The 13,247-nt window shown below is 59.9% G+C and carries 11 protein-coding genes; 6 read left to right on the plus strand and 5 right to left on the minus strand.

The annotated features are described in order from the left end of the window. Nucleotides 1-134: 134 nt before the first annotated feature. Both clpX and clpP read right to left on the minus strand, forming a co-directional pair. Entirely contained in the window at nt 135-1,412 is a 1,278-nt protein-coding gene (clpX, locus tag ASE04_RS18800; protein WP_056820252.1) for an ATP-dependent Clp protease ATP-binding subunit ClpX, read from the minus strand. A 293-nt stretch (nt 1,413-1,705) separates the two neighbouring features. Next, nucleotides 1,706-2,335, minus strand: coding sequence for an ATP-dependent Clp endopeptidase proteolytic subunit ClpP (gene clpP, locus ASE04_RS18805; RefSeq protein ID WP_056820255.1), 630 nt, complete (start codon nt 2,333-2,335; stop codon nt 1,706-1,708). A 381-nt stretch (nt 2,336-2,716) separates the two neighbouring features. On the opposite strand from clpP, the gene ASE04_RS18810 reads away from it, so the two are divergent. Then, the gene (locus ASE04_RS18810; RefSeq protein WP_200960738.1) at nt 2,717-3,964 is read left to right on the plus strand and encodes a sensor domain-containing diguanylate cyclase; all 1,248 of its coding nucleotides are present in this window, start codon (nt 2,717-2,719) and stop codon (nt 3,962-3,964) included. An 89-nt stretch (nt 3,965-4,053) separates the two neighbouring features. After that, nucleotides 4,054-5,298: a cytochrome P450 gene (locus ASE04_RS18815; protein WP_056820256.1), complete on the plus strand. Its 1,245-nt coding sequence runs from the start codon at nt 4,054-4,056 to the stop codon at nt 5,296-5,298. An 84-nt stretch (nt 5,299-5,382) separates the two neighbouring features. On the opposite strand, the gene ASE04_RS18820 is transcribed toward ASE04_RS18815, so the two are convergent. Then, entirely contained in the window at nt 5,383-6,717 is a 1,335-nt protein-coding gene (locus ASE04_RS18820) for a dicarboxylate/amino acid:cation symporter (RefSeq protein WP_056820259.1), read from the minus strand. 237 nt (nt 6,718-6,954) lie between these two features. Between ASE04_RS18820 and ASE04_RS18825 the strand changes: the two genes are divergently transcribed. After that, complete coding sequence (locus tag ASE04_RS18825; RefSeq protein WP_056820475.1) at nt 6,955-8,814, plus strand: sensor histidine kinase; 1,860 nt, start codon at nt 6,955-6,957, stop codon at nt 8,812-8,814. After that, complete coding sequence (locus ASE04_RS18830; RefSeq protein ID WP_056820263.1) at nt 8,811-10,178, plus strand: sigma-54-dependent transcriptional regulator; 1,368 nt, start codon at nt 8,811-8,813, stop codon at nt 10,176-10,178. The genes ASE04_RS18825 and ASE04_RS18830 overlap by 4 nt, the downstream gene beginning before the upstream one ends. A 159-nt stretch (nt 10,179-10,337) precedes the next feature. On the opposite strand, the gene ASE04_RS18835 is transcribed toward ASE04_RS18830, so the two are convergent. Then, nucleotides 10,338-11,141, minus strand: a complete 804-nt coding sequence (locus tag ASE04_RS18835; protein WP_056820264.1) for an SDR family NAD(P)-dependent oxidoreductase — start codon at nt 11,139-11,141, stop codon at nt 10,338-10,340. 153 nt (nt 11,142-11,294) lie between these two features. Between ASE04_RS18835 and ASE04_RS18840 the strand changes: the two genes are divergently transcribed. Beyond that, complete coding sequence (locus ASE04_RS18840; protein ID WP_056820267.1) at nt 11,295-11,777, plus strand: MarR family winged helix-turn-helix transcriptional regulator; 483 nt, start codon at nt 11,295-11,297, stop codon at nt 11,775-11,777. A gap of 30 nt (nt 11,778-11,807) precedes the next feature. Here the strand turns inward: ASE04_RS18840 and ASE04_RS18845 are convergent, their stop codons facing one another. Continuing rightward, nucleotides 11,808-12,152: a cupin domain-containing protein gene (locus ASE04_RS18845; RefSeq protein ID WP_056820270.1), complete on the minus strand. Its 345-nt coding sequence runs from the start codon at nt 12,150-12,152 to the stop codon at nt 11,808-11,810. A 252-nt stretch (nt 12,153-12,404) separates the two neighbouring features. On the opposite strand from ASE04_RS18845, the gene ASE04_RS18850 reads away from it, so the two are divergent. Then, nucleotides 12,405-13,205 carry a CatB-related O-acetyltransferase gene (locus ASE04_RS18850; protein ID WP_156408833.1) on the plus strand — a complete coding sequence of 267 codons (801 nt, stop codon included), beginning with the start codon at nt 12,405-12,407 and terminating at the stop codon, nt 13,203-13,205. Nucleotides 13,206-13,247 lie beyond the last annotated feature (42 nt).

Genomic DNA, 13,247 nt, shown 5'->3' on the forward strand with positions numbered 1-13,247 from the left:
GGCAACAGAGGCGGTTTCCGACCTCTTTAGCAAGATTTATCAGGGTCGTGCACTGGTTTTGAAATAGAAAGGGGCCTGCCAACGGCAAGCCCCCCCCAATTCACGGTTCTTATCGTAAAGATATCTATAAGGCGTCACGCGGAAGCGTTGGCTTTTTCGTCCTGACGATCGGCATAGATATAGAGCGGGCGAGCGGAGCCGCGCGCCACTTCCTCGGAGATGACGACCTCGCGTACGCCTTCCAGCGCCGGCAATTCGAACATCGTGTCGAGCAGGATCTTTTCCATGATCGAGCGAAGGCCGCGGGCGCCAGTCTTGCGGGTGATCGCCTTCTTGGCGATTTCGCGAAGGGCATCCTCGTGGAAGGTCAGTTCGACATCTTCCATCTCGAACAGGCGCTGATACTGCTTGATCAGCGCGTTCTTCGGCTCGGATAGAATCTGAATCAGCGCATCCTCATCGAGGTCTTCGAGCGTTGCCAGAACCGGCAGACGACCGATGAACTCGGGGATGAGGCCGAACTTGACCAAATCTTCCGGCTCGAGTTCGCGCAGCACTTCGCCGACGCGGCGGTCGTCCTGGGCCTTCACGGTCGCGCCGAAGCCGATCGAGGTCTTTTCGCCACGGGCGGAGATGATCTTGTCGAGGCCGGCAAATGCGCCACCGCAAATGAACAGGATGTTCGTCGTATCCACCTGCAGGAATTCCTGCTGTGGATGCTTGCGACCACCCTGCGGAGGAACGGAAGCAACCGTGCCTTCCATGATCTTCAGAAGCGCCTGCTGAACGCCCTCACCCGACACGTCGCGGGTGATCGACGGGTTGTCGGACTTGCGGGAGATCTTGTCGACTTCGTCGATGTAGACGATGCCGCGCTGGGCGCGCTCGACGTTGTAGTCGGCAGCCTGCAGCAGCTTCAGAATGATGTTTTCTACGTCTTCACCGACATAACCGGCTTCGGTCAGCGTCGTAGCGTCAGCCATCGTGAAGGGAACGTCGATGATGCGAGCGAGCGTCTGGGCGAGATAGGTCTTGCCGCAGCCGGTCGGGCCGACGAGCATGATGTTCGACTTCGCCAGCTCGATCTCGCCGTTCTTCGTCGCATGCGCCAGGCGCTTGTAATGGTTGTGAACGGCAACCGACAGGATTTTCTTCGCCTGGCGCTGACCGATGACGTATTCGTCGAGGACCTTGATGATGTCCTGGGGCGTGGGAACGCCGTCACGGGACTTGACCATCGAGGATTTGTTTTCCTCGCGGATGATGTCCATGCACAACTCGACGCATTCATCGCAGATGAAAACTGTCGGTCCGGCAATCAGCTTCCGGACTTCGTGCTGGCTCTTTCCGCAGAAGGAGCAGTACAGGGTGTTCTTAGAGTCGCCGCCGTTGCTGCCGCTGACTTTGCTCATATCACTTTCCTTCCAGCACGCCGCATTTCAAAGTGAAATAGCGGTCCACTCATTGGCCTGCTCCTATCGGGAGCATCAGCCGGGCCAAGGCCTTTAAGGGGTACGAACCGGTACAAACTATGTTGTTCTCGTTCCGGCGGCAACGATTTCCCCTTTGAATGCCGATGCTATGTCATAAAAATTCAACATAGCATTAATACTTGAGATTGCCGCACCCGCCACAGGGTTTCTTCCCTTGTTCGATCACAAATGAGATAGAACTGTGGCGGATAAAACACCATCCCTACTTCTTACTAGGCCGCATCGCCTTCCATTTCGGCACGCGACGTCAGGACCTTGTCGATCACACCCCAGCTCTGCGCTTCTTCCGCATCCATGAAGTGGTCGCGGTCGAGCGTCTTTTCGACTTCCTCGTAGGTGCGGCCGGTGTGCTTCACGTAAACCTCGTTGAGGCGGCGCTTCATCTTCAGGATGTCGCGGGCGTGGCGTTCGATGTCCGATGCCTGACCCTGGAAACCGCCCGAGGGCTGGTGAACCATGATGCGGGAGTTCGGGGTCGCGAAGCGCATATCCTTGTGGCCGGCAGCCAGGAGCAGCGAACCCATCGATGCGGCCTGACCGATGCAGAGCGTCGATACGGCGGGCCTGATGAACTGCATCGTATCGTAGATCGCCATGCCGGCGGTGACCACGCCACCTGGAGAATTGATGTAGAGCGCGATTTCCTTTTTCGGGTTCTCGGCTTCCAGGAAGAGGAGCTGGGCGCAAACGAGCGTCGCCATATGATCTTCGACCGGACCCGTCAGGAAGATGATGCGTTCCTTGAGCAGGCGCGAGTAGATATCATAGGAGCGTTCACCGCGATTGGTCTGTTCCACAACCATCGGCACGAGGGCCATAGCGGTATCGACTGGGTTTCTCATGTGCGTCCTTTGTCAACGTCTTGCCGGCCCGACGCCGGGAATCAAAGAAAATGCCTTATCCCTACATAGAGCTTCCCTACCCTCCTCTTCAAGACACGCATGGGTATAACGTTAAGAGGCGGGCGGGTTAGCGAACGATGTGGTCTCGTCTATCGCCTATTGTTCGAAACGCGCGTTAATCGCGACCTGACAATTCCTACCCCCACAGTTTTTCTCTCCAGCAAGATGAAGGAATACTGAATCCTCCGCAAACCCGTCCCGCGTTTACCGGACAGAAAGCCTATCGGCAGATATGTGTCGGCAACCCCTGACGGACGGGCGCCGGTTAAGCAACTCGCCAATCTCTTCTGGGAATTATGCTGGCAACGAAGGGGTATTGCCGTGTTCAGCGTTACAACGGGACTGACGATCTGGTGCTCCGAGGCGATAACGCTTGCCTTGGTGGCGTTCTCGGCCTGGCGCCATGACGTCCGCAACAAGACCTACCTGTACTGGACTTTCGGATTCCTGATGAGCGCGGTCGGATTTGCGATGTTCGCGCTGCGTGGACATATCCCCAGCTTCCTTTCGATCGAAGTCGGCAATGCCGTCGCGCTGATCGGCCAAAGCGCCTGGATTGCCGGCTATCTGGCGCTCGACAAACGAAAAATGGAATGGTGGGTCGCTTTGCCGCCCCTCGTCTGGCTGTCCGGGGTCTTCCTTCCCTGGGTCAACGACGATTACGCCAACCGCGTCATTCTCTATAATCTCGCCTCGGCCACCGGAGCCACCGGCCTGGCGATGGCCGTCATCTCGCCGGGCATGCGCGTCGAGCCAAGTCGCGCGAAGCTGGCGGTCATCTTCCTGTTTCAGAGTTGCGTGTGCTTCGGGGCCGCGCTCACTATCGCGCTGACGTCCCCGACAGTTGCGCAAGCCGCCAACTACGCAGGGATCGCCGCCGTCGGAACAGCCTTCCCGCTGACCTTGGCCTGTGCCTTGACCTGCCGTGTCATCATGGAACGGTCGGAACGGCAACTCCGGCTTCTCAGTGTTACCGACACTTTGACCGGGGTTCTAAACCGCCGCGGTCTGTTCGCGCAGTTCGCGACTATTCAGATCAAGGCGCATGACGAAGCACGCCAGGTCGCCGTCCTGCTCTTCGACCTCGACAACTTCAAGCGGATCAACGACCGGTTCGGACATCACGCTGGCGATGTCGTCCTCAGCGTTTTTGCCCGGATGGCTCGCCAATACACGCCAGCCGGCGCGTTCGGACGAATGGGCGGCGAGGAATTTGCGGCCTTCGTCAGCGTGGCCGACCAGACGGAAGCCGAAGCACTTGCCGAATCGATCAGGGCGGAACTCTGCCGCGCGCCGATCAACACCGGCGATTCGCTCGTTTCAGCGACTGTCAGTACCGGCGTTGCGCTCTCATCGCCAATCGAAGCCAACATGGACAAGCTGGTCTCGGCAGCTGACCGGGCGCTTTATGCGGCCAAGGCGGCCGGCCGTAACTGCACCGTGATCTTCGGCGAGGCCGAGGCCGCTGCTCCCCCGCCTGCGGCGCCGGACGAGCGCAGCGGCGAACTCGTGCCGACACTCGACGACCAGATTCATGCACTGCGCCGCGTCGGATCGCTGGCTCGCTAGGCACCGCTTCGATCGTCGAGAAAGGTTGAACCGGACGCGCGTGCTTATGCGGCTTTCCGGCTTGCGACAAATCCGCTAAGCCGGAGGGCATGATGATACCCTCGTTTCTCTCCATAGACACCGCTACCCGGCACGTCTCGCTGGACGCCAGCAACCCGGAATTTTACAACAATCCCAACGCCGCCTATGCGGCGCTGCACGCCCATTGTCCCACCTTCTACTGGGAGCAGCAGAAGCAGTGGTTCTTCACAGGCTATGACCATGTGAACGCGCTCCTGAGAGAGCGTCGTTTCGGCCGCCAGATCCTGCATATTGCCTCGCGTGAGGAACTTGGGCTTCCGGAGCCGGACCAGCACGTCGCGAATTTCGACCTCGCCGAGCGCTATTCGCTGCTCGAGCTCGAGCCGCCCGAACACACGCGCCTGCGTACGCTCGTCAACCGGGCCTTCGTTTCCCGCCATGTCGAGAAGATGAAGCCGGAGCTTACCGAACTCGCCACCAGGTTGATCGACGATTTCGAGAAGAAGGGCGAGGTCGAGCTGCTCTCCGCCTTCGCCGACATCATCCCGGTGACGATGATCGCACGCATGATCGGTATTCCGGAGGAGATGGGGCCGCAGCTCCTCAAGTGGTCGCACGCCTATATCCGCATGTACCTCTTCGGCCGCACGCGAGAAGACGAGGACGGCGCCGACAAGGCCTCGAAGGAATTTTCGGATTACGTCAAGGGCATGATTGCGGAACGCCGCGCCAACCCGCGTGACGACCTGCTGACCCACATGATCCATACGGAGCACAAGGGGCAGTATCTGACCGAAGACGAGCTCGTGTCGACGACGATCGTGCTGCTGAACGCCGGACACGAGGCAACCGTCCACCAGATCGGCAATTCGGTGCGGGTGATCCTGGAGAACGGCTGCGACCCCGCAGAGCTTTTCAAGGACGAGGCGACGACGGAGCGGACGATCGAAGAGACGCTACGCATCTGCGCGCCGGTTCACATCTTCCAGCGGTGGGCGCTGGAGGACGTGGAAGTCGACGGCATCTCCTTCAAGCGTGGTGATAAGGTCAGCCTGATCCTGGCCGCCGCCAACCTCGATCCCGCTAAATTCAGCGATCCGCTGGTGTTCAAGCCTGCTCGCAACGAAGCCGCCAATCTGTCTTTCGGCGCAGGCATCCATTTCTGCATCGGCGCGCCGTTGGCACGCCTGGAACTCAATGTCGTGCTTCCGATCCTGTTCGAGCGGCTGCCGGGCCTGAAGCTCGCCGGAACGCCCGCGATCAAGGACGTCTACCACTTCCACGGTTTGGACCGGCTCGACCTTCGCTGGTAACAAAAAATCCGCGCTTCTTCTGGAAGCGCGGATCTTGAATTCAGACAAAGCGGACGCCGTGCATGCGGCGTCCTTTTTTATGACTTATTCAGCGGCCTGCAGAGCGGGCACAGGCAATTCCTGCTCGGACGGCAGTTGACCGGCCATTGCCGCTGCAAACTGCTCCTGATCAAGCTCATTTTCCCAACGCGCGACGACAACCGTTGCAACGGCATTGCCGACGAAGTTCGTCAGAGCCCGGCATTCGGACATGAACCGATCGATGCCGAGAATGAGCGCCATGCCTGCGACTGGAACGGAGGGGACAACCGACAGCGTAGCGGCAAGGGTGATGAAACCGGCACCGGTGATCCCGGCAGCGCCCTTGGAGCTCAGCATGGCAACCGCGAGAAGCAGGATCTGATCTGCCAGCGACAGCGGCGTGTCCGTTGCCTGGGCAATGAACAGGGCTGCGAGCGTCATGTAGATGTTCGTGCCGTCGAGGTTGAACGAGTAGCCGGTCGGAATGACGAGGCCGACGACCGAGCGCTTGCAGCCGGCACGTTCCATCTTGGCCATCAGGCCCGGAAGCGCTGCTTCCGAGGACGAGGTGCCGAGCACCAGCAGCAACTCTTCCTTGATGTAGCGGATCAGGGAAAGGATCGAGAAGCCGTTATACCGGGCGACAGCACCGAGCACGACCAGCACGAAGATCAGAGACGTCAGGTAGAATGTGCCGATCAGCATGGCGAGATTGGCGATCGAGCCGATGCCATACTTGCCGATGGTGAAGGCCATGGCGCCGAATGCACCGATCGGGGCAGCTTTCATCAACACGGCGACCAGCTTGAAGACCGGAGACGTCAATGCCTGCAGGAAATCCACCACTGGACGGCCGCGATCGCCGACCATTGCCAGGGCTATGCCGAACAGGACCGAGAAGAACAGGACCTGAAGAATATCCCCATCAGCAAAAGCGCCGACGATAGTGTTGGGGATGATGTTCATCAGGAAGCCGGTGATGGTCGTGTCGTGTGCCTTCTCGGCGAAGCTCGCGACAGCCTTGGCGTCGAGCGTCGCGGGATCGATGTGCATGCCGGCGCCAGGCTGGACGACATTCGCCACGACGAGGCCGACGGCCAGCGCCAGTGTCGAGAACACCAGGAAATAGATCATGGCCTTGCCGGCAACGCGACCAACCTTCTGCAGATCGGACATGCCGGCGATACCGGTGGCTACCGTGAGAAAGATGACCGGCGCGATAATCATCTTCACCAGCTTGATGAAGGCGTCGCCGAGCGGCTTCAGCGCCGTTCCGATCTCGGGATAGAAGTGGCCGAGCAGGATGCCGGCCGCGATCGCCGCCAGAACCTGCACGTAGAGGTGCCGATAAAAGGGTAGTTTGCCACGCGCTGGGGTGGCGGGGAGTGCGATGTCCATCATGTCCTCCATCGAGCCCCAAACCAGACCGGCCTCCCGGGGCGAATGCGTTAGTCGAAATGCAGCCAGGAAGCTGCAGCCCGTGCTTCGCAACATCCGTGCCAGAACATTCAACGCCATCTATGGGGTTGATATCTATGCGTATTTCTCGAACCGTTTGCTTCGGCAGCGACGAAATGAGCGGATTTTCGCACAAATCCATTTGACGGAAGTGCGAAATTGCGCACATGATCGATGATGCTCGACAGGATGGCTCAGACCGGCGAAGTAACCCGAAGCACCGCTGAAAACAGTCGGCGGGGATGGACCATATTCGCGGCGATCGTGGTGATCCTCCTGGCTGCGGCGTTTATGGCCGCCGGCTCCTACGCCAGACGCTCGTCGATCGAGGCGCTGGAAAGCCAGAGCCGTACGGACGCCAATCTGAAAGTCGCCCTCCTGACAGCTGTCATGGAGCGGCCGAGGGCCTTGCCTCTACTGCTCGCCGAGGATCAGCAGGTCGTAGACGCCCTGCTCTCGCCCCGCAGCAGCGCCGTCGATATCCTTAACCGGAAGCTGGAACGCCTGGTGACCGGTACACAGGCAGCTGTGCTCTATGTCATCGGCAAGGACGGCATCGCCATCTCCTCGAGCAACTGGCGTGAACCGCTCAGCTTCGTCGGCAACGACTATACGTTTCGCGCCTACTTCCAGCGCGCGATGACAGAGGAGACGGCGGAGCATTTCGCCCTCGGCAGCGTCAGCAAGCGCCCGGGTCTTTATATCGCGAGGCGCGTCGGCAGTGCCGCGGCACCGCTCGGCGTGGTCGTGGTTAAGCTCGAATTCGACCGCCTGGAGGCCGACTGGAGAGACGCGCGGCGCCCCGTCTACGTGACCGACGACCAGGGCGTCGTGTTGATCACCAGCATTCCTTCATGGCGCTTCATGACCGCGGAACCGGTGCCTGAAAAGGACCTCGCCGCCATCCGCGCCAGCCTGCAATTCGGCGATGCTCCGCTAACGCCGCTGCCGATCATGCGCCCGAAGATAATTGATCCCGAAGCGTCGCTCGTCGCCGCCGTGTTGCCCGGTGGCGGTGAAGCGGAATATCTGCGCCTGCAGACCGCCGTTCCGACGACGCCATGGCGGCTCGAATACCTCGTGCCGACCGAAGCAGCGGTTGCCGCCTCCGTTCGCGAAGTTCGCCTTCTGGTGCTTGCGGCCCTCGTTCCGATCCTGGCGATCGTCGCCTTTCTCATCCGGCGCCGTCATGTCGCCGCGGCCAGGATCGCGGCGGAGCAGTCGATGCGCGAAGAACTCGAGCGCCGCGTGGTCGCGCGAACCGAGGATCTCAGCCGCGCGCGTGATCGCCTTCAGGCCGAAATCTCAGATCACAAGCAGACGGAGACGCAGTTGCAGGTCGTTCAGCAGGAACTCGTCCAGGCGAACCGCCTCGCGATCCTCGGTCAGGTTGCGGCAGGTGTCGCGCATGAGATCAATCAACCGGTCGCCACGATACGCGCCTATGCCGACAACGCCCGCGTCTTTCTCGACAGGCAGCAAATACGGCCCGTCGAGGAAAACCTCGGCGCTATCGCGTCGCTGACGGAACGCATCGGAACGATCACCGAGGAACTCAAGGCGTTCGGCCGGAAGGGACGTGCCGCTCCCGAGCCGGTGGATTTGCGCAGCATCATCGAGGGCGCAGTCGTGCTGTTGCGAAGCAGGTTCGCGGGCCGGCTGGATGCGCTGGATATTCGCCTTCCGCCCGCCGACGTGAAGGTCATGGGCAATCGCGTCCGGCTGGAGCAAGTGCTGATCAATCTTTTCCAGAATGCTCTCGAGGCGCTGGAAGGCATGGCCCATGCAAAGGTCGAGGTTTTGGTGACAGACACGATCGATACCGTGACCATACACGTAGCCGACAACGGGCCCGGCATATCGGACGCGATCCTGCGGTCGCTGTTTACGCCGTTCAACACTTCCAAGGAAAAGGGACTGGGGCTCGGGCTGGTGATCTCGAAGGACATCGTCGCCGACTACGGAGGGCAGATCGACGTCACGAGCAGCACCGCCGGGACCTGTTTCACCGTACAACTTCCCAAGGCAAAGACATGACCGATGCACCGGCCGCCATCTTTCTCATCGATGACGACAGGGATCTCCTGCGCGCCACAAGCCAGACGTTGGAACTTGCCGGCTTTGCGGTTTCCGCATTTTCCACCGCGGGCGAGGCTCTTTCCAACCTGACGCCGGATTTTCCCGGCGTGATCGTGTCGGATATTCGCATGCCGCAGATCGATGGGCTGCAGCTTTTCGACCGTGTGCGCAAACTTGACATCGACCTGCCCGTGATCCTCATTACGGGCCATGGCGACATTCCGATGGCCGTGAAGGCCATCCAGGACGGTGTCTATGATTTCATCACCAAGCCTTTCGCGGCAGACCGGCTCGTCCAGAGCGTCCGGCGCGCTGTTGAAAAACGGCGGCTCGTCATGGAAAATCGCGCACTGCGCCGGGCCGGCGAAGAGGCGCGCGACGATCTCCCCCTGATCGGCCAGACACCGGCGATGGAACGTCTGCGTCGCACGTTGCGACAGATCGCGGACACCGATGTCGACGTGCTCGTGACCGGCGAAACCGGGAGCGGCAAGGAAGTCGTCGCCAGTCTTCTGCATCAATGGAGCCGCCGCGCTTCGGGCAACTTCGTGGCGCTCAACTGCGGCGCGCTGCCCGAGACGGTCATCGAAAGCGAACTGTTCGGGCACGAGCCGGGTGCCTTCACCGGAGCGCAGAAGAAGCGCGTTGGTCGTATCGAGCATGCGAGCGGCGGCACGCTCTTTCTCGACGAGATCGAGAGCATGGCGCTGTCGACGCAGGTTCAGATGCTGAGAGTGCTGGAAATGCGCGAGGTGACGCCGCTGGGCACCAACGAGATTCGGCCGGTCGACCTCAGGGTGGTTGCGGCCGCCAAGGTCGATTTGGGCGATCCCGGCCAGCGCGGCGATTTTCGGGAAGACCTGTATTATCGGCTGAATGTCGTGACCATCTCGATTCCGCCATTGCGAGACAGGCGGGACGATATTCCGTTGCTCTTCGGATATTTCGCGGAACGGGCGGCCAAGCGCTTCAAGCGAGAGGTTCCAACGATGAGCGCCGGCACCCATCAGCATCTATCGAGCCATGACTGGCCCGGCAACGTTCGCGAACTCTCCCATTTCGCAGAGCGCTTCGTACTCGGCGTCGAACAGCCGTCCGCTTCAAAGGAAAGCAAGCGTACCGAGACCGCGGACGACCTGCCGCTGCCCGATCAACTGGACCGGTATGAAGCGAGCGTGATCCGCCAAGCGCTCGACAGAAACGAGGGCGATGTCAGGCGAACGATCGCGGCCCTCGGCATCCCGCGCAAGACCTTCTACGACAAGCTGCAAAGGCACGGCATCGTCAGGAGCGATTTCGAACCTGCCGGTAACAAGGATTAAAAAGCCCGCTCCGCGGGGTGGCGGAGCGGGGAAGTGACTTACCAGCGCGAGGGTCGACCGCCGCCGCCCCCTCACACGACCAATCTATGCGACGTTGCAGGGCCGCGCTTTGACATGGATCATTGCGACGGAAGAAGACGCCGTTTTGGCGATAAACGCTCAGCCAGCGTTGACGCCGTAGCGCGCTGCCGGCTTTCTGTGCGAGAGATTGGGGCCAAGCGCCAGGCGCGCTGTCGTCAGTTGCGCCAGATCGCCGTCATTCGGCAGCGACGGGATCGTGATCAGTTCATCCTTGTCGAAGCCTGCCAGGGCGGCATCCACCATATCGTTCACGTCCATCACCATCGAGGGCGGAAACTTGTCGCTGGCGACCCCTGCGCGTTCGAATATCTCGGTCCGCGTCAGGCCGGGCAGCACGGCCTGCACCTTGACGCCGGCCTCAGCTACCTCGGCATGAATGCCCTGGGTGAGGTTGAGCACGAACGCCTTTGTCGCGCTGTAGGTGGCGTTAAACCGCTCCGGTATAAATGCCACGACCGACGCGATATTCACGATGGCGCCCCTGCCCCGCTTGGAAAACGCCTGCGCTGCCGCGACAGCAAGGCGGTTTACCGCGACGACATTGAGCTCGATCATGTTTTCCAGGTAGTCGGCATCGTCATCAAGCATCTTGCCCTTCGGGCCAACGCCGGCATTGTTGACCAGCAGCGAGATCGCCGCGTCGTCACGCAGGCGTTGTTCGACGACGCGAACATCAGCCCGGTTCGTCAGGTCCGCCACCAGCACTTCCACATCAACGCCCTGCTCGGCCTTCAGGCGCTTCGCCAGGGCCGAGAGGCGCTCACCGTCGCGGGCGACAAGAAGGAGATTGTAGCGGCGCTTCGCCAGGCGATCGGCGTAAGCGGCGCCGATCCCCGAGGAGGCACCGGTAACGATAGCAGTCCCAGGATTGAAACCAGACATGACGACATTCCTTTCCAATTTTGATTTTACTGGCATATGCCACTATATTTGTATAGCCGTGCCGCCGACGCAAGAGGTGGCACGAGAAATTTTCGAGCTGAGAGGATTGACTGACCGTCAATGATCGGAAGACATCGAAACCGGAGATCGATCATGAACGACAAGACCGAAGCACCAGGCAGCTGGGACTACTGCAACAACAGCGCCCTGAAACGCGCCTCCCGCCAGCTTGGCCAACTCTATGAGGAGATCATGGCGCCGAGCGGGCTGAGGGCGACTCAGTATGCGCTCCTCACGCAGATCAAGCTCGGCGGCGCGACACCCCTGAAGACGCTCGCCGAGGCGATGGTGATGGATCTTTCCGCGCTCGGACACACGCTGAAGCCACTCTTGCGGGATGGCATGGTCGAGTTGGTACCCGACGAGAAGGACCGGCGCGTAAAGCGCGTACGGTTGACCGAATCAGGAGAGGCGAAGTGGGCGGACGCCCAGCTCCTGTGGCGGGATGCACAGGGCCGGTTCGATCGTGCCTTCGGCAAGGAAGCTGCCGATGCCTTGCGACAGACGATGAACCTGATTTCGTCGGGCGATTTCGCGGAGGCCTTCACCCACGCGAAGGGCGACGTCACCAAATAGGGACACCTGCATTCTCCAGGGCTAGTCCGATCAAACGCGAATGACGTAGTCTTTGCGAGTCGTCTCAATGACTTCCCAGGTTCCCTTGAAGCCAGGCTTCAAGATCATCCTGTCGCCTTCGCGCAGATGGACGGGTTCTCCACCCTCCTCCGTCACGATCGAATAACCGGACAGGACATTGAAGTACTCCCACTCGTCATAGACGATGCGCCACTTTCCCGGCGTCGCTTCCCATATGCCGGAATAGATACCGCCATCGGCTTCGTCGAAATTCCATGTCCGGAACTGCGGATCACCTGAAATGATCCGGTCGGCGGCTGGAGCGCCGAACTCCGGTTCGACGCTGTTGTTTTCAAAGTTGATGAACGTGGCCATCGGCCCTCTCAAATTCCTTCGCGGCAAACTCTGCCACTGTTCCTGAAACCTCCCGAGAGATTGCATCCCCCGGAGAATAGGTCCAGCCCACTCGTTGCAAATTCCCGCCGAGGATGACGTGTCGCTGGCTCGATCCCAGGTCAATGACAGATGTTGGTTTCGCCCGCTCGGGGCGAGGAGCGCTGTGATCGTTATGCTTGTGTGATAGAAAGCGATTCTAGGCTCGGCCATCGTTCGCGGATTTTAAGAAGCATGAAATTAAAGGCATCCGATCTCAATCTAATGTGGGAATTTCGGCTCCTGTTTAAGGTGAACTCGGGTCCGCCCAATCCGATCGGCTATGGCTGGCTTCTCGCAGAACAACATCTAAGCCTCAAAAATGAAATTATGATCGAGCCATATTCGGGCCTTTACGGAGGACCCTATGTCCCGAGCACTGGAGGCGTCCACTACTGCGGCCTAACATCCATCGGACTGCTTTCGTACTCCTATTCTCCGTTGCCCGAACCGATGAAGATCGGACGCTATTGCTCGATATCATCAGGCCTGACCTTCTTGGACAGCTATCATCCGCTCAACCTTGTGACGACGTCGATCATCACGTTTCGCGGCAAAAGCGTCCTTTGTCGCGATTTCACCAACCCTGAACAGGTGGCCAAGTACGGCTGGGATATCCACGGCGGCAAACCTTATCCCACCCTGGGACACGACGTCTGGATCGGAAGGGATTGCACATTGCAGATGGGCATACACCTTGGCACCGGCTCGGTCGTTGCCGCCAACAGCATGGTGACAAAGGACGTACCGCCTTTCGCAATCGTCGGCGGAAATCCGGCAAAAGTCATTCGCTATCGTTTCGACGAAGAGACGATAGCGAAACTGCTGGAAAGTGAATGGTGGAGCTATCACCCCAAGAATCTGTGTGAGATCGGCTTCGACGACATTCCGAGATTTCTAGACGAGGTCGCACGGCTGAAAGATGATCAAACAGCAAAGCTGAACCTCCCTATTCTGCGGATGAACGATAGGGAACTAGTCGCCGAAATGCCGTAGGCGGCGCACTTTCCGATTACCGATCTTTCGCCGGCAGAAACG

It is taken from the genome of Rhizobium sp. Root708, from assembly GCF_001429725.1.
Classification (GTDB): domain Bacteria; phylum Pseudomonadota; class Alphaproteobacteria; order Rhizobiales; family Rhizobiaceae; genus Rhizobium.